At 65.7% G+C, this 19,849-nt stretch carries 16 protein-coding genes; 14 read left to right on the forward strand and 2 right to left on the reverse strand.

The window, feature by feature from the left end:
• Positions 1-18: 18 nt before the first annotated feature.
• Positions 19-834 carry a hypothetical protein gene (locus tag ASC83_RS23825; RefSeq protein ID WP_156379421.1) on the forward strand — a complete coding sequence of 272 codons (816 nt, stop codon included), beginning with the start codon at positions 19-21 and terminating at the stop codon, positions 832-834.
• Positions 835-857: 23 nt separating this feature from the next.
• Here the strand turns inward: ASC83_RS23825 and ASC83_RS04225 are convergent, their stop codons facing one another.
• Positions 858-2,120, reverse strand: a complete 1,263-nt coding sequence (locus tag ASC83_RS04225; protein ID WP_056058594.1) for a patatin-like phospholipase family protein — start codon at positions 2,118-2,120, stop codon at positions 858-860.
• 371 nt (positions 2,121-2,491) lie between these two features.
• The gene (locus tag ASC83_RS04230) at positions 2,492-3,064 is read right to left on the reverse strand and encodes a restriction endonuclease (RefSeq protein WP_056058663.1); all 573 of its coding nucleotides are present in this window, start codon (positions 3,062-3,064) and stop codon (positions 2,492-2,494) included.
• Between the two features lie 120 nt (positions 3,065-3,184).
• Between ASC83_RS04230 and apbC the strand changes: the two genes are divergently transcribed.
• The 13 genes from apbC to ASC83_RS04295 all read left to right on the forward strand — a co-directional run bounded on the left by apbC (position 3,185) and on the right by ASC83_RS04295 (position 19,839).
• Positions 3,185-4,276, forward strand: coding sequence for an iron-sulfur cluster carrier protein ApbC (apbC, locus tag ASC83_RS04235; protein ID WP_056058597.1), 1,092 nt, complete (start codon positions 3,185-3,187; stop codon positions 4,274-4,276).
• Positions 4,277-4,300: 24 nt separating this feature from the next.
• A complete protein-coding gene (locus tag ASC83_RS04240) occupies positions 4,301-5,257 on the forward strand; it encodes a LysR substrate-binding domain-containing protein (RefSeq protein WP_056058601.1) in 957 nt (318 codons plus the stop codon).
• 192 nt (positions 5,258-5,449) lie between these two features.
• Entirely contained in the window at positions 5,450-7,432 is a 1,983-nt protein-coding gene (locus tag ASC83_RS04245) for an NADH-ubiquinone oxidoreductase-F iron-sulfur binding region domain-containing protein (RefSeq protein WP_056058665.1), read from the forward strand.
• Positions 7,429-10,332, forward strand: coding sequence for a formate dehydrogenase subunit alpha (gene fdhF / locus ASC83_RS04250; protein ID WP_056058603.1), 2,904 nt, complete (start codon positions 7,429-7,431; stop codon positions 10,330-10,332). Before ASC83_RS04245 ends, fdhF begins: the two co-directional genes overlap by 4 nt.
• Positions 10,333-10,415: 83 nt before the next feature.
• Complete coding sequence (locus tag ASC83_RS04255; protein WP_056058606.1) at positions 10,416-11,006, forward strand: DUF3305 domain-containing protein; 591 nt, start codon at positions 10,416-10,418, stop codon at positions 11,004-11,006.
• Complete coding sequence (locus tag ASC83_RS04260) at positions 10,999-11,733, forward strand: DUF3306 domain-containing protein (protein ID WP_056058668.1); 735 nt, start codon at positions 10,999-11,001, stop codon at positions 11,731-11,733. The genes ASC83_RS04255 and ASC83_RS04260 overlap by 8 nt, the downstream gene beginning before the upstream one ends.
• Positions 11,693-13,762, forward strand: coding sequence for a 4Fe-4S binding protein (locus ASC83_RS04265; RefSeq protein WP_056058609.1), 2,070 nt, complete (start codon positions 11,693-11,695; stop codon positions 13,760-13,762). The genes ASC83_RS04260 and ASC83_RS04265 overlap by 41 nt, the downstream gene beginning before the upstream one ends.
• The gene (locus tag ASC83_RS04270; RefSeq protein WP_056058612.1) at positions 13,759-14,391 is read left to right on the forward strand and encodes a molecular chaperone; all 633 of its coding nucleotides are present in this window, start codon (positions 13,759-13,761) and stop codon (positions 14,389-14,391) included. The genes ASC83_RS04265 and ASC83_RS04270 overlap by 4 nt, the downstream gene beginning before the upstream one ends.
• A gap of 148 nt (positions 14,392-14,539) precedes the next feature.
• Positions 14,540-14,749, forward strand: a complete 210-nt coding sequence (locus ASC83_RS04275; protein ID WP_056058615.1) for a hypothetical protein — start codon at positions 14,540-14,542, stop codon at positions 14,747-14,749.
• A 14-nt stretch (positions 14,750-14,763) separates the two neighbouring features.
• A complete protein-coding gene (locus tag ASC83_RS04280; RefSeq protein ID WP_056058619.1) occupies positions 14,764-17,730 on the forward strand; it encodes a formate dehydrogenase subunit alpha in 2,967 nt (988 codons plus the stop codon).
• Positions 17,731-17,753: 23 nt separating this feature from the next.
• Positions 17,754-18,371: a formate dehydrogenase FDH3 subunit beta gene (gene fdh3B, locus ASC83_RS04285; protein WP_055402827.1), complete on the forward strand. Its 618-nt coding sequence runs from the start codon at positions 17,754-17,756 to the stop codon at positions 18,369-18,371.
• Positions 18,368-18,610 (forward strand): hypothetical protein, encoded by a 243-nt coding sequence (locus tag ASC83_RS04290; protein ID WP_056058622.1) that lies wholly within the window; start codon positions 18,368-18,370, stop codon positions 18,608-18,610. Before fdh3B ends, ASC83_RS04290 begins: the two co-directional genes overlap by 4 nt.
• 8 nt (positions 18,611-18,618) lie before the next feature.
• On the forward strand, positions 18,619-19,839 hold the full coding sequence (locus ASC83_RS04295) for a formate dehydrogenase subunit gamma (protein WP_056058625.1): 1,221 nt from the start codon (positions 18,619-18,621) through the stop codon (positions 19,837-19,839).
• The last annotated feature ends 10 nt before the right edge of the window (positions 19,840-19,849 follow it).

A 19,849-nucleotide genomic window follows, 5' to 3' on the forward strand; every position in this document is an offset into this window, starting at 1 on the left:
GTGAGTTTGCGAAAGTCGTTGTACACGTGGCTGTTGAGCTTGTCATTCAGCGCTGTGCCGTCGCTCGCGGCGCCCGTCATTACCACCGTCGCCGAGGATTCTTTTTCCTACGCCAACAACATATCGCTGGTAGGGCAAAACGGGGGCACTGGATGGACTGGAGCCTGGGTTTCTGACAGTATTTCGTTCACCGATTTTTTTACGAACTCTGTGGGGCTGTCGGTGCCGGGTTTGGCAGGCGCAGGGGGTAAGGTGGTGTACCGGGCCGGGTCGCAGCTGAATGATGCTGCGCGAGACTTGCCGTTGCAAAACTCCGGTGTTCTTTTCGTGCAGTTCGTCTCGCAGTTTGGCACACAGTCTGGCGGCGGCACGCCGAACCTTCGTTTCGTCAATGCAGGTGTAACTACGGGTGCAGTGGGCAACAACGGTGCATGTGGCAGCCCCGTATATGCCATTCTTGACAACACTTTGCAGCCAGTGGCCGGCGCGTGCAGCACAGTGGCGCTCAATACCCTCAGCGCCGTAGTGCTGCGCATTGACTACACAGCCAATCTGACCCAGATGTGGGTGCTGTCCAGCTTGTCGGGATTCGATTACTTGAATCCGCCAGCTCCCTCGGCGTCTTATGCCGGTTTGTCACCAGCATTCCAGCGTATTGCGTTTTATAGCCGCAGCCCTGCCAGCATTGATGAACTGAAAGTGTTTCGGGTGACGGCTCCACCCTCTGCGCCCTCTCCGGTGCCCGGACTGTCGGGTGAGGGTGTTGGAGTCCTGGCGGCGTTGCTGGCGCTGGCGGCCGTGTGGCGCGGGGCGAGCAGGTTTCGCCGCCGGTAAGCGGTTGCTTCGGCGGGCACCTCTCAGGTGTGGTGCCGCATCTGCACCTCGGCACCGGTATCCGTCCATCCAAAAAATTGGCACACCTCGGCCCGCATGGCCAGGGTGTCGGCCCGGCCCAGGGCCATCAGCTCCTGCGTGTAGCCGGACTCGAACAGCAGGTAGCTGGCCAGCGCCGCGCCGCGCACATCGGCCATGTTGGACGTGACCCCCAGGGCGCCCAGCATGGTGCGCACGGGGCCGGGCAGGTCGCCCACATGGCGCGCGGCCACGGCGTCCAGGCGCTGTGACGGCGCAATCACCAGCAGCTCGATGGGGCGCAGCGCGCTGTGCAGGCGCTTTTCTTCGGGGATCAGCGACAGGGTCTGGTTGATGCGCTGCACGCGCTCCACGTCCACCGCCAGCGCATCCAGAAAGATGTTGGACAGCGCATGCCCCGCGATCTGCGCCAGCGTGGGGTAGGTGGCGGTGGGGTTGGCGGCGGCATCGCCCTTGGGCTCGTGCATGCGGCCCGCGCCGATCACCAGGATGCGCTCGGCCCCCAGATGGATGGCCGGGGCAATAGGCGCCGACTGGCGCATGGAGCCATCGCCGAAGTATTCGATGTGGTCATCCACCTCGATGCCCTTGGCTGGAAAGATGAAAGGAATGGCTGAGGACGCGAGCAGATGCTCGTGCGTGATGCGGTCGCTGGCCGCCTTGCGCTGGGAGCGCACCCAGGGCTTGACGGGGGTGGCCGCTTCAAAAAAGGTGACGTGCTCGCCCGAGCTGTAGCTGGACGCCGTCACGGCGAGCGCGGTGAGATGCCCCTTGCGGATCAGCCGGGGCAGGCGCACCAGGGGCACCATCTTGACCAGCAGCTTCTCCAGTGGCGAGTTGTCCAGCAGCGAGCGCGGCCGCATGCGCCGCCAGCGTGCCAGCGCCCAGCCCAGCGACACCAGCGTGAGCCAGCGCGCGCCGCTGCGCATCACGCTGAGCGAGTCGGCGCCATACACCTGGCTGGCATGGAACTGCCGCCACACGCGTGCAATGCGGCGGACCGCACGGTCAAAGTGGTCGGCTCCGCAGGCCAGGGCGGCTGCGTTGATGGCCCCCGCCGAGGTGCCGGTGATGATGGGAAAGGGGTTGGGGCCGCCGCCTTCGCCACAGGCCTGGCGCAGGTCGGCAATGGCTTCCAGCACGCCCACCTGGTAGGCTGCGCGGGCACCGCCGCCGGTCAGCAGCAAGCCCGTGGCGGGTGTGGCAGCTACGTTGCCAGGGGCTGCGGTAGGGGTTGTGGGGGGCATGGACGGTGGGGCGGTGTAAGGCTTCCAGTGTGGAGGGGCGTCCGGGCGCAGCTCATGTGGGAAAACCCGCATGTGCGGGCCACCCCACAGGGGGTGGTCTTAGAACCTGTTCACAGTCTTTTTGGAGATTACATTGGAGTGCAATCGGGAGGAGTGGATGCTTCGGGTGCGCCGCATGGGCTCATGCCGATGCAAGCAGCCGGGGCGTCCAATCGCCCGATTTCACTCCAACCCTTCGGGCAAGTGCCTTGCCGGGCGGTCTGCGGCGGAGCAAAGCTTGCCAATAGCACGGGCTATTGGCAGCGCACCGCGCCTTGCATCCCATCCCGGCAAGGCACTTGTGCAACTCCAAAAAGACTGTGAACAGGTTCTTAACGCTGCTTGAGCAGCAGTTGCGCCACCGCGTCACCTTGCAGCACCACGATGCCGTGCTCCCGGGAAAACGCCTGGGCGTTCTCGCTGACCTGGCCCAGGGCGGCCACGTAAACGCCCGCCGACGCATCGGCAGCGGTCATGGCCGTGTGCAGCTCCCGCAGGGGCTCCACCCCGTGGGTAGCGGCCTTCCAGCGCTTGGCGCTGACCAGCGTGGTCTTGCCGCCCTGGCTCAGGCGCATGTCGGCCCCGGTGGCGTTGCTGCCGGTCAGGCGCTCCACGCTGTAGCCTGCGCGTTCCCAGGCGGTGGCCAGAGTGTCGGCGAAGCTGCGCCAGGGCATGCTGCCCACGGCCTCCAGCATCTCCACCACCTTGGCGGGGTTGGGCGCGCGCAGCTGCTTCCAGGCTGCGATGCAGCCCACCACAAAGATGGGGAACCCTGCCAGCGCGCCGACGACAAAGTACTCCTTGGGCAACAACGCCCCGGCCGCCAGCGTGATGAGGCCCACCACCACAAAGCTGATCCACCACGGCGAGCGCAGCAGGACGGCAAACAGGGAGTTTTCGGACATCTTGAATTTCACGGGAGGCCTTTTTGGAGAGAGCGACGATGCAATGCGGTGCGCATTGTCCTTCAGCGGCAGGGGGCGGGAGCTTGGGAATAGACTACCGGCCCCACAGGAGTTATTTGAATGGCAGTCACCGAACAGGGCCTTTTGGCCGCACTTTCCAGCGTGCTGGACCCCCATACGGGCAAGGATTTTGTCAGCAGCCGCGCCCTGCGCAACCTGCAGATCACCGGTGGCGACGTGGCGTTTGACGTGGAACTGGGCTACCCCGCCAAGAGCCTGGTGCCCGAGCTGCGCCGCAGCCTGGTGGCCGCCGCCAAGGGCGTGGCGGGCGTGGACAACGTGTCGGTCAACATCACCACCAAGGTCATCGCCCACGCCGTGCAGCGCGGCGTGCAGCTCTTGCCCCAGGTCAAGAACATCATCGCCGTTGCCTCGGGCAAGGGCGGCGTGGGCAAGAGCACCACGGCCGCCAACCTGGCCCTGGCCCTCGCTGCCGAAGGCGCCAGTGTGGGCGTGCTCGACGCCGACATCTACGGCCCCAGCCAGCCCATGATGCTGGGCATCAACCGCCGCCCCGAAAGCGACGACGGCAAGACCATGGAGCCGCTCGAAAACTACGGCGTGCAGGTCATGTCCATCGGCTTCCTGGTGGACCAGGACGAAGCCATGATCTGGCGCGGCCCCATGGCCACCCAGGCGCTGGAGCAGCTCTTGCGCCAGACCAACTGGAAAGACCTGGACTACCTCATCATCGACATGCCGCCCGGCACTGGCGACATCCAGCTCACGCTGAGCCAGCGCGTGCCCATGACCGGCGCCGTGATCGTGACCACGCCGCAGGACATCGCTCTGCTGGACGCCAAGAAGGGCATCAAGATGTTCGAGAAGGTGGGTGTGCCCATCCTCGGCATCGTCGAGAACATGGCCGCCCACGTGTGCAGCAACTGCGGCCATGTGGAACACATCTTTGGCGCCGACGGCGGCAAGAAGATGGCGGCCGAATACCACATGGACTACCTGGGCACGCTGCCCCTGGACATGAGCATCCGCCTGCAGGCCGACAGCGGCAAGCCCACCGTGGTGGCCGACCCGGACGGGGACGTGGCCAAGATCTACAAGAAGGTGGCGCGCGATGTGGCGGTGAAGATCGCCCAGCAGGCCAAGGACTTCTCGAACAAGTTCCCCACCATCTCGATCAGCAAGAACACCTGATCCTCCCGAGTCGCCCACCGCGCCATGAACCTGCTCGCGTCCCTGCGCTACCTGGTGGCGCTGCACGAGCACCGGCACTTTGGCCGGGCGGCGCAGGCCTGCCACATCACGCAGCCGGCGCTCTCCAACGCGCTGCGCGCGCTGGAAAAGGAGTTTGGCGTGGTGGTGGTGCGCCGGGGGCGCAGCTTCGAGGGCTTCACGCCCGAGGGTGAGCGTGTACTGGCATCTGCCCAGCGCATGCTGCACGAGCACCAGGTGCTGCAGCAGGACCTGAGCGGCGACGCCGCCCACCCGCGCGGCACGCTGCGCCTGGGTGCGGTGCCCACGGCCATGCCCATCCTCGCGCGGTTTGCGGCGCAGCTGCAGGCGCGGCACCCGGGCATCGTACCGGTGGCGCTGTCGATGAGCTCGCAGGCGCTGGAGGCGGGGCTGGAGAGCATTGCACTGGACCTAGCGCTGGGCTACACCGAGCGCATGCCTGCACGCGGCGGGCCATTGCGTGCTTGGCCTCAGTATGTGGAGCACTATTTTTTGCTGCGCCGGGCGCCGAGCCAGCGCAAGGGGCCGGCGCGCGGGCTCCAGATCGGCCCGCCCATGGCCTGGGCCGATGCGGCGGCCTTGCCGCTGTGCCTGCTCACCCCGGAGATGCACAACCGCAGCCTGGTCGATGGCGCCTTCCGCGCGGCAGGCGCCACGGTCATGCCTGCCATGGAAACCGATTCGGTGCTGACCCTGGCGCTGAGCGTGGTGGCGGGCCAGTTGTGCAGCGTCCTGCCCGGGGCGCTGGTCGATGCCGTGCGCGGCCATGAGGGGCTGGAGGCCCTGCCGCTCAAGGGCCCGGTGCTGACCACCCCCATCGGATTCATGTCGCACCGCCAGGTGCAGCCCACCCGCGCCCTCGATGCAGCGCTGGCACTGGCGCAGGACCCCGACTGGCTGCAGCACGCTGCAGCACACAGTGGGCTTCTGGTCGCCGATTGAGCGCTGACCGCACGGGTTGCGGCGGGTGATTCATGGGCAGTTGCAAAAACGGCCGTTTCATTTGTTTTTGTGATCGACCCATGTGCATCGGCAATTTGACGCCGCAGGCGCCCGTGGCCGACACTGCGGCGGCCCGGGCACCCTATGCAGGTGCCTGCATACAACCAGATCAACGCCCCACGCCCCCGGTCCATGCACCTTGCCCCCGAAGCCCCCACCGTCGCCGCCGTGTCCGTCAACGACATGCGCGAACGCATCCGCCGCAAAAGCCGCCTCAAGGGCCGCCAGCCCGAAGACGTGGCCATGGCCGAGGTGGCGCAACTGCTGGGCCCGCGCCCGGCCACCGGCTTTCGGCGTGACCTGCTCATCGAATACCTGCACTGCCTGAACGACCACTTTGGCGTGCTGCACGACCGGCACCTGGTGGCACTCGCCAAGCAGATGAACCTGCCGATGGCCGAGGTATACGAGGTGGCGAGCTTCTACCACCACTTCGAGATCGTGCGTGGTGAAGAGGCCCAGGCGCCCCGCCTGGTGGTGCGGGTGTGCGACAGCCTGAGCTGCAGCATGGCGGGCGCCCGCGACCTGCTGGCCGCGCTGCCCGAGCGCCTGCGCGCGGCCGGGCAGGGCGATGTGCAGGTGTTGGCTGTGCCCTGCGTGGGCCGGTGCGAGCAGGCGCCCGTGGCGGTGGTGCACCAGTGCCCGGTGCCCCTCGCCACGGTCGATGGGGTGCTGGAAGCCGTTGATTTGAAGCCCAATCGGGCGGTAGCGCTACATCCATATGCCCAAGGTGCTATCAATTTTGATATTGCTGAGTGTGTGGAGGCGAGCGTGCCTGCGCAGCCGGATGGAATCAGCCCCGGGCACACCGACCTGGCCACCTACCGCGCCCACGGTGGGTACCAGACCGCCGCTGCGCTGGTCAATGGCGAGATGGACGCCGAGGCCGTGCTGGCCGCCATGGAAGACTCCGGCCTGCGCGGATTGGGGGGCGCAGGCTTTCCGGCCGGGCGCAAGTGGCGCATCGTGCGCGAGCAGGCCGCGCTCGCCGAGCGCCGGGCCGCCCCAAGCGAGGCGACGGGCCCCTCGGGGGGCAGCGGACCACGCGAAGCGGGGGAGCGTGGGGGCACGGCCGTGATGGCCGTCAACATCGACGAGGGCGAGCCCGGCACCTTCAAGGACCGCACCTACTTGGAGCGCGACCCGCACCGCTTTCTGGAAGGGGTGCTCATCGCCGCCCAGGTGGTGGGCACCGAGGCCATCTATATCTACCTGCGCGACGAATACCACGGCTGCCGTGCGCTGCTGCAGCGCGCCCTGGACGACCTGCGCGCCGATCCGCCATGCCCGCTGCCCCACATCGAACTGCGGCGCGGCGCGGGCGCCTACATCTGTGGCGAAGAGTCGGCCATGATCGAGAGCATCGAAGGCAAGCGTGGCGAACCCCGCATGCGCCCGCCCTACATCGCGCAGGTGGGTCTGTTCGGCCGGCCCACGCTGGAGCACAACTTCGAGACGCTGTACTGGGTGCGCGACATCGTGGAGCGCGGGCCGCAGTGGTTTGCCAGCTTTGGCCGCCACGGCCGCAAGGGCCTGCGCAGTTTCAGCGTGAGCGGCCGGGTGAAGCACCCAGGCGTCAAGCTTGCTCCGGCGGGCATCACGGTGCAGGAACTCATCGACGAATACTGCGGCGGCATGTTGGACGGCCACCAGCTCTATGCGTACCTGCCCGGCGGCGCCTCGGGCGGCATCCTGCCCGCCAGCCTGAACCAGATTCCCCTGGACTTCGACACGTTGCAGCCCTACGGCTGCTTTATCGGCTCGGCCGCCGTCATCGTGCTCAGCCAACACGACCGCGCGCGCGACGCGGCGCTGAACGTGATGCGCTTCTTCGAACACGAAAGCTGCGGTCAGTGCACGCCCTGCCGTGTGGGCACGGCCAAGGCGGCCACGCTGATGCAAGCGCCGAAGTGGGATGAAGAACTGCTCGACGATCTGGCACAGGTAATGGCCGACGCTTCCATCTGCGGCCTGGGCCAGGCTGCGCCCAACCCCATCCGCTGTATCCACAAATACTTTGCGCACGAAGTGGGCGAGGGGCCCTGGCCGGGCGATTTGCCCAAGCCGCGTAACAGCCCGCTGACCGAACAACTGCCTACCGGGGTAAAGCCATGAGCGCCGTGTTGACTTCTGCCGCAGCGCAGCCCGGCGTGGCTTTCGAGCTGGACGGCCAGCCCGTCACCGCCCATCCTGGCGAAACCATCCTGAAGGCTGCGCAGCGCCATGGCGTGGAGATTCCGCACCTCTGCTACTCCGACGGCCTGCGCCCCGACGGCAACTGCCGCGCCTGTGTGGTTGAGATCGCGGGCGAACGCACGCTGGCCCCCAGCTGCTGTCGCGCACCGACGCAAGGCATGAAGGTGCAGGCCGCCAGCCCCCGCGCGCGCAAGAGCCAGCAGATGGTGGTGGAGATGCTGCTGTCCGACATGCCGGACGTGGGCTACCAATGGAACGATGGGGTTGAATATGCTCCTGAATTGATAGCTGTTGGCGCATATTCATCTAGCGCTACAGGCCCATTGGATTCAAAAACTGCCCAAGCGGTAGGCCAGCACGGCGAGCTGAGCAGCTGGGCCAGCCGCCTGGGCGTCACCGTGCGCCCCGCGCTCCAAGCCCTGCGCCGCGAGCAGCCCGCGCCCGACCTGAGCCACCCGGCCATGGCGGTGAACCTGGACGCCTGCATCCAGTGCAACCGCTGCGTGCGCGCCTGCCGCGAAGAACAGGTCAACGATGTGATCGGCTACGCGCTGCGCGGGGCCGACAGCAAGATCGTCTTCGACCTCGACGACCCCATGGCCGAGAGCACCTGCGTGGCCTGCGGCGAATGTGTGCAGGCCTGCCCCACGGGCGCGCTCAGCCCCAAGACCCACGTCGGCTCGCAAAAGGTGGACCGCAAGGTCGACTCGGTTTGCCCCTTCTGCGGCGTGGGCTGCCTCATCACCTACAACGTGCGCGACGAAAAGATCATCAGCGTCGAGGGCCGCGACGGCCCGGCCAACCGCGGCCGCCTGTGCGTGAAAGGGCGCTTCGGTTTCGACTACGCCCACCACCCCGACCGCCTCAGGGTGCCGCTGATCCGCAAACCTGGTGTGCCCAAGGAGGTGCGCCCCTACGGTGCCGACTGGCGCGACACCTTTCGCGAAGCGACCTGGGACGAGGCGCTGGGCCTGGCCGCCGGCACGCTCAGGTCGCTGCGCGACACGCACGGCCCCAAGGCGCTGGCGGGCTTCGGCTCGGCCAAGGGCAGCAACGAAGAGGCCTACCTGTTCCAGAAGCTGGTGCGCACCGGCTTTGGCAGCAACAACGTGGACCACTGCACGCGGCTGTGCCACGCGTCCAGCGTGGCCGCGCTGCTCGAAGGCGTGGGCTCCGGCGCGGTGAGCAACCCGGTGCACGACGTGGAGCATGCGGAACTGATCTTCGTGATCGGCTCCAACCCCACGGCCAACCACCCCGTGGCCGCCACGTGGATGAAGAATGCCGCCCAGCGTGGCGCGAAGATCGTGCTGGCCGACCCGCGCATCACGGACATCGGCCGCCATGCCTGGTGCACGCTGCAGTTCAAGGCCGATACCGACGTGGCCATGCTCAACGCGCTGATCCACACGGTGATCGACGAAGGCCTGGTGGATGAGGCCTTTATCAAAGATCGCGCCAACAACTTCGAGGCACTCAAGGCCAACGTGATGGGTTGCAGCCCCGAGGCCATGGCGCCCGTGTGCGGCATCCCGGCCGAGACGCTGCGCGAGGTGGCGCGGGCGTTTGCCACGGCGAAGGCGTCGATGATTCTCTGGGGCATGGGCGTGAGCCAGCATGTGCACGGCACCGACAACGCGCGCTGCCTCATCGCGCTCTGCGCCGTCACGGGCCAGATCGGCAAGCCCGGCTCGGGCCTGCACCCGCTGCGCGGCCAGAACAATGTGCAGGGCGCGAGCGATGCGGGGCTGATTCCCATGATGTTCCCCAACTACCAGCGCGTGGACAACGCCGGGGCGCATGCGTGGTTTGAACAGTTCTGGGGCACTCCGCTGGACGAGACCCCCGGCTACACCGTGGTCGAGATCATGCACAAGGCCCTGGCGCCTGACAGCGACCCGCACAAGGTGCGCGGCATGTACATCATGGGCGAGAACCCGGCCATGAGCGACCCCGACCTGAACCACGCGCGCCACGCACTGGCCAGCCTCTCGCACCTGGTGGTGCAGGACATCTTCCTGACCGAGACCGCCTGGCTGGCCGACGTGGTGCTGCCCGCCAGCGCCTGGCCCGAAAAGACCGGCACCGCCAGCAACACCGACCGCATGGTGCAGATGGGCCGCCGCGCGCTCAATCCGCCGGGCGATGCGCAGCCGGACCTGTGGATCATCCAGCAGATCGCCGCGCGCATGGGGCTTAGCTGGAACTACGAAGGCGAGGAGTCTGGCGTGGCCGCTGTCTACGACGAAATGCGCCAGGCCATGCACGCCAGCATCGAGGGCATCACCTGGGACCGCCTCGCACGCGATTCCAGTGTGACCTACCCCTGCCTCACGCCTGACGACCCGGGCCAGCCCATCGTCTTCACCGAAAAATTCCCAACGCCCACGGGCCGCCTGCAGTTGGTGCCCGCCAGCGTGATCCCGGCGGCAGAGAAGCCCGATGCCGACTACCCCCTGGTACTCATCACCGGTCGCCAGCTGGAGCACTGGCACACCGGTAGCATGACGCGGCGCAGCACCGTGCTGGACGCGATCGAGCCCATGGCCACCGCGTCGCTGCATGGCGACGAACTGGCGCGGCTGGGCGTGGCGCCCGGCGCGCTGGTGGGCATCCGCTCGCGGCGCGGCATGGTGCAGGTGCGCGTGCGCCGCGACGACGGCACGCCGCGCGGCACGGTGTTCATGCCATTTGCCTATGTGGAGGCGGCGGCCAATCTGCTCACCAACGCGGCGCTGGACCCGTTCGGCAAGATCCCCGAATTCAAATATTGCGCCGTGGCGGTGGAGGTCATGCAGGCCACTGGCGTGCCGGGCTGACACCGCGTGATCCGTACGTTGGCTGTGGGGCTTTGCACCGCGCGCTGCGGGCAAGGGGTTACTCCGGGGTACAGTCGCAGCCCATGACAGAGCGCCCCTACACCGACGTTGCCGTGATCATGCGGCGCGAGCACATCGACAACCGCTGGCAGCCCTGGCGCTGGTCGCTGGCCGAGGTGGTGATCCACGAGCCCGCCTTTGGGACCGAACCCCGCCCTCTGATCCAGGACCAGCGCGAGCAGCGCTGGCTGTTCCCGGGCTTTCGCGTGGAGCTGTTCCGCGACGACGCCGAGGGTTATCACCTGAACCTCACTTCGCCCGCGCCCTGCTGGTTTGTGATGTGGCGCCAGGATGAAGACACCGGCGCGGGCGAGGTCCCCATGGCCCGCCCGGTGGCGGTGAGCCTGAGCTACCACGACGCCGGCCGCTGGCTGGACGCACAGGAAACCGTGGAGCAAGTGCCCGCCGATGCCGAGGTGGTGGAGGCACTGCGCGCCTTTGTGGCCGAGCATTACCAGCCCGAGCCCAAGCGCCGCAAGCGGCCCGAGAGCTTTCGCACGCTGCAGGACCGCTTTGGCAACCCCGCGTCCGTGTCCACCGACAAGCCGCGTGGCGGCGGTGGTGGTGGTGGCAGCCATGCGGGAGGCGCGCGAGGAGGTGGCGACCATGGCTGACGGATTCCTCGGCCGCTGGTCGCGGCGCAAGCAGGATGTGCTGGCGGGCAAGCCCGTGCAGGACCCGCCGCCGCCCGCCCCCCAGGTGGCAACCCCCGCGCCGGTGGCCGCTGTGGCTGCGCCCGTCGCACCTGCAGCCCCTGCTGTCCCTGCCCCGGAGGTGCCACCGCCGCCCACGTTGGCGGATGCTGAGGCGCTCACGCCCGCGTCCGACTTCAAACCGTTTGTGGCCCGTGCCGTGTCGCCTGAGGTGCGCAATCTGGCCATGAAAAAGCTGTTTGCCGACCCGCACTTCAATGTGATGGACGGCCTGGACATTTACATCGGCGACTACACCCAGCCCGACCCGCTGCCTGCAGGCATGCTGCGCAAGATGGCCAGTGCGCATGCACTGGGCTTTTTTGACCACGAGAAAAAGGCCGCGACCGCTGCGCAGGGTTTGCCAGGTGATGCTGCGCCGGACGCGGCCCCTGCGGCCGCAATATCCCCGCCGGGCAGTCAGCCTCGGGATGATGCGGAGGCGCAAAGCCCCGCAGACGTGGCACAGTCCCAGGTATGCAACGCTGTTCCTAGCGTTCCCTCTAGCGAGCCTGAGGTGGCCCCACGCTCTGCCCAGGATGCGGTGGTCACGCCAGCCAGCCATACCCACAATGACCACGACGCTCATCTGCGACTGCAACCAGACGATGCCCCTCAACGCCAAGGCGTTGGGCGAGGCACTGCATGAAGACCTGACCCTTCACTCCACCCTGTGCCGGCGCGACGCGGGGGCGTTCCAAAAGGCCATCCAGTCCGGGCAGGACGTGGTGGTGGCCTGCACGCAGGAGCAGCGTCTGTTTGGCGACCTGGGCCAGCAGACCGGGGGCGCGGTGTCGCCCATCCGGTTTGTGAATATCCGCGAAACCGGGGGCTGGAGCCGTGATGCCGCCAAGGCCAGCCCCAAGATCGCCGCGCTGCTGGCCGCCGCCCGGCTGCCCGACCCTCCGCCCGTACCCACGGTCACCTACAAGAGCACGGGCCGCTTGCTGATCATCGGACCGCTCGACCAGGCCGAGCAGGCGGCCGCCCTGGTGTCGGATGTGCTGGATGTGACGCTGTTCACCCAAGGCCCTGGCAATGCCGGTGGCGCGCAGGCGCGGCGCTATCCGGTGCTGGGTGGCCGCATCACGGGCCTCACCGGCTGGCTGGGTGCGTTTGAGCTGCAATGGGCGGCCGACAACCCCATCGACCTGGACCTGTGCACGCGCTGCAATGCCTGCGTGGCGGCCTGTCCCGAAAACGCCATTGGCCTGGATTACCAGATCGACCTGGCCGCCTGCCAGTCGCACCGCGCCTGCGTGAAGGTGTGCCAGGTGGCGGGCGCCATCGACTTCACCCGCGATACCACGGCGCAGACCGAGCGTTTTGACCTGGTGCTGGACCTGCGTTCATCCACTGCCACGCCTACCTTCCTGCAGCACGCGCTGCCGCAGGGTTACCTGCGCTGGGACGGGCGGGACCTGGGCACGCTGCTCAAGCTGCGCGAGCTGGTGGGCGAGTTCGAGAAACCCAAGTTTTTTGTCTACAAACAAAAGCTCTGCGCCCACAGCCGTAACGAAACCGTGGGCTGCAATGCCTGCGTGGACATCTGCTCGGCCGAGGCCATCAGCAGCGACAAGGGCCGCCAGCAAATCAAGGTGAACCCCAACCTGTGTGTGGGCTGTGGCGCCTGCACCACCGTGTGCCCCACGGGCGCACTGACCTATGCCTACCCCAGTGCGACGGAGCAGGGCACCAAGCTCAAGACGCTGCTGTCCACCTACACCGCCGCCGGCGGCAAGGATGCGGTATTGCTGCTGCACAGCCAGGAGCGCGGCCAGGCGCTGGTGGAAGAACTGGGCCGTGCTGCTCAGCTGAAGCTGGCGCACGGCGTGCCTGCCAACGTGATTCCGGTGGCGCTGTGGCACACGGCGAGTACGGGGGTGGACCTGTGGCTCAGCGCCATGGCCTATGGTGCGTCACAGGTGGTGGTTTTGAGTACCGATGAAGAAGCGCCGCAGTACCTCGAAGGCCTGCAGGCGCAAATGGACGTGGCGCAGGCCATCCTGCGCGGCCTGGGCTACACCGGCACCCATGTGCAGTTGCTGCGTGCCAACCACCCCACCGCGCTGGATGCTGCACTGCAGACCCTGGGCCAGACGCGCCAGAAGACCCCGGCCGTGGCTGCACGCTTTGCGGTGGCCCAAGAGAAGCGCAGCACGCTGGAGATGGCACTCGACCACCTGATCGAGCAGGCCCCGATGCCCGTAGACGAGCGGCCTGCGGCCATTGCTCTGCCTGCCGTGGGGTCGCCGCTGGGCACGATTGAAGTCAACAAAGATCGCTGCACCCTGTGCCTGAGCTGCGTGAGCGCCTGCCCCGCCAGTGCGCTGCAGGACAACCCGCAGATGCCGCAGCTGCGCTTCATCGAAAAGAACTGCGTGCAGTGTGGCCTGTGCGCCACCACCTGCCCCGAAGACGCCATCACCCTGCAGCCGCGCCTGCTGCTCACGCCCGAGCGTGCACAGCTGCGTGTGCTCAACGAGGCCAAGCCCTGGGCCTGTGTGCGCTGCAGCAAACCCTTTGGCACGGTGAAAGCCATCGAGGCCATGCTGGGCAAACTGTCGGGCCACCCCATGTTCCAGGGCGAGGCGCTGGAGCGGCTGAAGATGTGCAGCGACTGCCGCGTGATTGACCTGTATTCCGCACAAAACGAGACGAAAGTGACCGACCTGTGAGTGCCCCATCCACCTTGACCCCCCTGGGCGGCAGCTCTGCGCTCGATGAAGAAACTGCCCGCGCCGAGCTGTATGGCTTGTTGTCGCAGCTGTACTACGCAGCGCCCGGCCCGGAGCTGCTGTCGGCCTTGCGGGTGGCAGTGACGGAGGCGCCTGCCGATGGCGGCTTTTTGCAGGAGCCCTGGCAGCAACTGGTGGCGGCGTCGCGTGCGCTCAGCGATGCTGCCATTGCGCAGGAGTTTGACCGGCTCTTTGGTGGTGTGGGCAAGCCCGAGGTGTTTTTGTATGGCTCGCACTACCTTAGCGGGTTTCTCAACGAGAAGCCGCTGGCGCGTCTGCGTACCGATCTGCAGCAGCTGGGCCTGGCGCGGGACGAGACCATGCCCGAGACCGAGGACCATGTGGCCTACCTGCTGGAGGTCATGCGCTACCTGATCGCTGGAGACGATGTAGCTGTCTGCAACCTGACATCGCAGCGTGAATTTTTTTCAACGCATCTGCAGCCCTGGGTCCTTCAGCTCTGCGATGCCTTGGCCGCACAGCCGCAAGCACGGTTTTATGCGGCTGTGGCGCACTTCACGCGGGCCTTTGTGTCGGTGGAGACCCAGGGCTTCGACATGTTGGATTGATCCCTCCAGATGCTCGTAAACCCTCGATATGCCGCTACAAAAGATGAGTGTGTTACTGGGAGTTGTAAAGCCCGATGGCGGGTTTTTACACACTGACATAGACTGTATGAATTCCGTTTCATAGCTGCCAGCCTTTCTGGAGACAAGCATGCAGAACAGCCAGCCAAATTCCTCCCGCCGGAGCTTCTTTTCCGGCGCCGCCACCGTAGGGGCTGCCGCAGCAGCCGTGGTGGCACTCCCCCATGTCGCGCCGTCCGATGCCGTGGTGTCCGAGCCCGCGCGCGTCGCACCCGAAAAGGGCGGTGGCTACCACCTGTCTGCCCGCGTGAAGCAGTACTACAAGACCACCCAACTTTGACATCGGGGCACGCCATGTTGCTAACCAAGAAGTCTTCCCATTCTGTGCAGGGCAACGGCTCTGCATCGCCTTTTGTGCACAGCCTGCGCCGTGGCCTGTCGCAGGCCCTGCCCACCATGGACCGTCGCTCGTTCCTGCGCCGCTCTGGCCTGGGAGTGGGCGTGGGCATCGCGGCCTCGCAGCTCACGCTGGTCAAGAAGTCCAACGCTGCCGAAGGTGCCAAGGTCGGCATCGGCGACAGCAAGGTCGAAGTGCGCCGCACGGTGTGCACCCACTGCTCGGTGGGCTGCGCGGTCGATGCGGTGGTCGAAAACGGCGTGTGGGTGCGACAGGAGGCGGTGTTCGACTCGCCCATCAACCTGGGTGCCCACTGCGCCAAGGGCGCAGCCCTGCGCGAGCACGGCCATGGCGAGTACCGCCTGCGTTATCCCATGAAGCTGGTCAACGGCAAGTACGAGCGCATCAGCTGGGACACGGCCCTGAACGAAATCACTGCCAAGATGCAGGAGCTGCGCAAGGCCAGCGGTCCTGACAGCGTGTACTTTGTGGGTTCGTCCAAGCACAACAACGAGCAGGCCTATCTGCTGCGCAAGTTCGTGAGCTTCTGGGGTACCAACAACTGCGACCACCAGGCGCGTATCTGCCACTCCACCACGGTGGCGGGTGTGGCCAATACATGGGGCTACGGCGCCATGACCAATTCGTACAACGACATGCAAAACAGCAAGGTCGCTCTGTACATCGGCTCCAACGCGGCCGAAGCGCATCCGGTGTCCATGCTGCACATGCTGCACGCCAAGGAAACCGGCTGCAAGATGATCGTGGTGGACCCGCGCTTCACCCGCACGGCCGCCAAGGCGGACGAGTACGTGCGCATCCGCTCCGGTACCGACATTCCCTTCCTGTTTGGTGTGCTGTACCACATCTTCAAGAACGGCTGGGAAGACAAGAAGTACATCAACGACCGTGTCTATGGCATGGACAAGGTGCGCGACGAAGTGCTGGCCAAGTGGACGCCTGACAAGGTGGAAGAGGCTTGTGGCGTCAAGGAAGACCAGGTTTTCAAGGTCGCCAAGATGCTGCACGAGAACAACCCTGGCACCATCGTGTGGTGCATGGGCCAGACGCAGCACACCATCGGCAATGCCATCGTGCGTGCATCGTGCATCTTGCAGCTGGCTTTGGGCAACGTTGGAAAGAGCGGTGGCGGCACCAACATCTTCCGCGGCCACGACAACGTGCAGGGCGCAACCGACGTGGGTCCCAACCCAGACTCGCTGCCTGGCTACTACGGCCTGGCCGAAGGCTCGTGGAAGCACTTCGCCGCTGTGTGGGGAGTGGACTTCGAGTGGATCAAGAAGCAGTATGCGTCGCCCGCGATGATGACCAAGAATGGCATCACCGTGTCGCGCTGGATCGACGGTGTGCTGGAGAACAACGAGCTGATCGACCAGGACTCCAACCTGCGCGGCGTGTTCTTCTGGGGCCATGCGCCCAACTCGCAGACCCGTGGTCTGGAGATGAAGCGCGCCATGGACAAGCTGGACCTGCTGGTGGTGGTGGACCCATATCCTTCGGCCACCGCCGCGATGGCTGCCATGCCAGGCAAGGCCGAAGATTTGAATCCCAACCGTGCGGTGTATCTGCTGCCCGCAGCCACGCAGTTCGAGACCAGTGGTTCGTGCACGGCATCCAACCGGTCGCTGCAGTGGCGCGAAAAAGTGATCGAGCCGCTGTGGGAGAGCCGCTCCGATCACATGATCATGCACCAGTTCGCCGAAAAGCTGGGCTTTGCCGCCGAGCTCTCCAAGAACTATAAGATGCAGAAGGTCAAGGGCATGGACGAGCCCGTGCCCGAGGACATCCTGCGCGAGATCAACAAGTCGGTCTGGACCATTGGCTACACCGGCCAGAGCCCTGAGCGCCTGAAGGCCCACATGAAGAACATGCACCTGTTCGATGTGAAGACCCTGAAGGCCAAGGGCGGCAAGGACAAGGAGACTGGTTACGACTTTGGCGGTGACTATTTTGGCCTGCCATGGCCCTGCTATGGCACGCCGGAGCTCAAGCACCCAGGCTCGCCCAATCTGTACGACACCTCCAAGCATGTGATGGAAGGCGGCGGCAACTTCCGCGCCAACTTCGGCGTGGAAAAGGACGGCGTCAACCTGCTGGCGGAGGACGGCTCCCATTCGGTGGGCAGCGAGATCACCACGGGCTACCCCGAGTTCGACCACGTGCTGCTCAAGAAGCTGGGCTGGTGGGACGATCTGAGCGATGCCGAAAAGGCCAAGGCCGAGGGCAAGAACTGGAAGACCGACCCCACGGGCGCGATCATCCGGGTGGCCCTCAAGCACGGTTGCCATCCATTCGGCAATGCCAAGGCGCGCGCTGTGGTGTGGAACTTCCCGGACGCCATTCCGCAGCACCGTGAGCCTCTGTATGGCACGCGTCCTGACCTCATGGCCAAGTACCCGACCCACGACGACAAGAAGGCCTTCTGGCGCCTGCCCACGCTGTACAAGAGCGTGCAAGAGAAAAACGTGGCCGACAAGGTGCACGAGAAATTCCCGCTCATCATGAGCTCGGGCCGACTCGTGGAGTACGAAGGCGGCGGCGAGGAAACCCGCTCCAACCCCTGGCTGGCGGAGCTGCAGCAGGAGTCGTTCGTCGAGATCAACCCCAAGACGGCGGCAGACCGGGGCATCCGGAATGGCGAGCGTGTATGGCTCAGTTCTCCCACCGGTGCCCGCATCAATGTGCAAGCACTCGTCACCGAGCGCGTGGCACCCGATACCGTGTGGATGCCTTTCCACTTCTCGGGCCGCTGGCAAGGGGCGGATATGCTGGCGTACTACCCCAAGGGTGCGGCACCTGTGGTGCGCGGTGAAGCCGTGAACACGGCCACCACCTATGGCTACGACAGCGTGACCATGATGCAAGAAACCAAGACCACGATCTGCAACGTGGAACGCGCCTGATCGCGCCACGCAAGGAGACACACATGGCACGAATGAAATTCATCTGTGACGCAGAGCGCTGCATCGAATGCAACGGCTGCGTGACCGCCTGCAAGAACGAACACGAAGTACCCTGGGGCGTGAACCGCCGCCGCGTGGTCACCCTCAACGATGGTGTGCCGGGTGAAAAGTCCATCTCGGTGGCCTGCATGCACTGCAGCGACGCACCCTGCATGGCGGTCTGCCCCGTCAACTGCTTCTACCGCACCGAAGAGGGTGTGGTGCTGCACGACAAGGACGTGTGCATTGGCTGCGGCTACTGCAGTTATGCCTGCCCGTTTGGCGCGCCGCAGTTCCCATCGTCCGGCACCTTTGGTGTGCGCGGCAAGATGGACAAGTGCACCTTCTGCGCCGGTGGTCCTGAAACCCATGGCAGCCAGGCCGAGTTTGAAAAATACGGCCGCAATCGCCTGGCCGAAGGCAAGCTGCCCGCCTGCGCAGAAATGTGTTCTACCAAAGCCCTGCTGGCCGGTGACGGCGATGTGGTGGCGGATATCTTCCGCAACCGCGTGGTGCAGCGTGGCAAGGGAGCCGAAGTGTGGGGTTGGGGCACGGCCTACGGCTCACAACAGGCAGGTCAGCCTGCAGGAGGCAAGTCATGATGCAGCGCACCATACACATGACCTTGGCCGCTGCGGTGGCCGCCCTGGCATTGACGGGCTGCGGTGAGAAACCGCAGACCGGCGCGGGCATTCGCAGCGATGCTCCGTCTTACGCCGGCACCGGCAGCAACTTCACGCAGCCTGGCTGGAAAGCCGGCGACAAAACCAGCTGGGAAGCGCAGTTGAAAGCGCGCCAGCAGTACGGCCAGAACGAATACACCCGCACCCAGGCGAAGTGAGGTCCACCATGAAATACATCGTGTGGTCCATGGCCTTGGCGGCCAGCCTGGCCTGTGGGCTGGCTGGCGCCCAGACGCCGCCTGCTGCGCCCGACGCATCTGCGGCAGCTCCTGCAGCCACGGCTGCACCGGCTGCGGTGGGGGGTGTACAAAGCCAGAATATCTTTCAGGTCAAACCCGACGCCAGCGCTGATCCCAAATACGCGGAACAGACCAATGGCGAGCGCATGAAGGTGCAGCCCGGCAACAACGCGCCCATGTGGCGCCAGGTGGGGCAGGGCGTGACAGGCTACAGCAGCTTGCCTGTGACCCAGGCGCCCGAGGCGGGCAACCTGATCCAGCGCTTTGTGCAGTACCCCGGCTCGCGCTACACCAATGCGGGCGAGGCGTGGCGGCAAGTGCGCAACCACTGGATCATCCCCTACGGTGCGGCGCTGTTTGCCATCGTGTTGCTGGCTTTGGGCATCTTCTACTTTGTGAAAGGCCCGCTGGGGCATGAGCATCCCGACGGCACCGGCCCCCGCCGCATCGAGCGTTTCACCCCGTTCGAGCGCGCGGCCCACTGGGCCAATGCGTTTGCATTCGTCGCGCTGGCCATCTCCGGTATCGTGATGGCGTTTGGCAAGTTCTTCCTGTTGCCCATCCTGGGGACCACGCTTTTTGGCTGGTTGACCTATGCGCTCAAGAACGTTCACAACTTTGTGGGTCCGTTGTTTGCCGTGTCGCTGCTGGTGATCATTCTTACCTTCATCAAGGACAACATCGCCAACCGCGCTGACTTTGTCTGGTTGGCCAAGGGCGGTGGCATGCTGGGCAAGGGCAATCACGAGGTGCCCTCACACCGCTTCAATGCGGGCGAGAAGGGCCTGTTCTGGTGGGGCATCACCATCCCCGGCATCTTCGTGGTGGCCACTGGCCTGGTGCTCGACAAACTCATCCCCGGCTTTGGCGACGTGCGTGGCGACATGCAGATCGCCCACATGATCCACGCCACTCTGGCCATCTGGATGATGGCGCTGATCTGTGGTCATATCTACATGGGCACAGTGGGCATGAAGGGTGCCTACAAGGCCATGCGCACCGGCTATGTGAGCGAGGGCTGGGCCAAGGAACACCATGAGCTGTGGTACGACGATGTGCAGGCCGGCAAAATCCCGCGCCAGCGCAGCGCCAGCCAGTCAGCGACCGACGTAACAGCATCTGCGGGCCAGCAGCCCGCCCAGGTATGAGGATCCACTC

This window comes from Acidovorax sp. Root402 (assembly GCF_001425125.1).
Taxonomy (GTDB): Bacteria; Pseudomonadota; Gammaproteobacteria; order Burkholderiales; family Burkholderiaceae_C; genus Acidovorax; species Acidovorax delafieldii.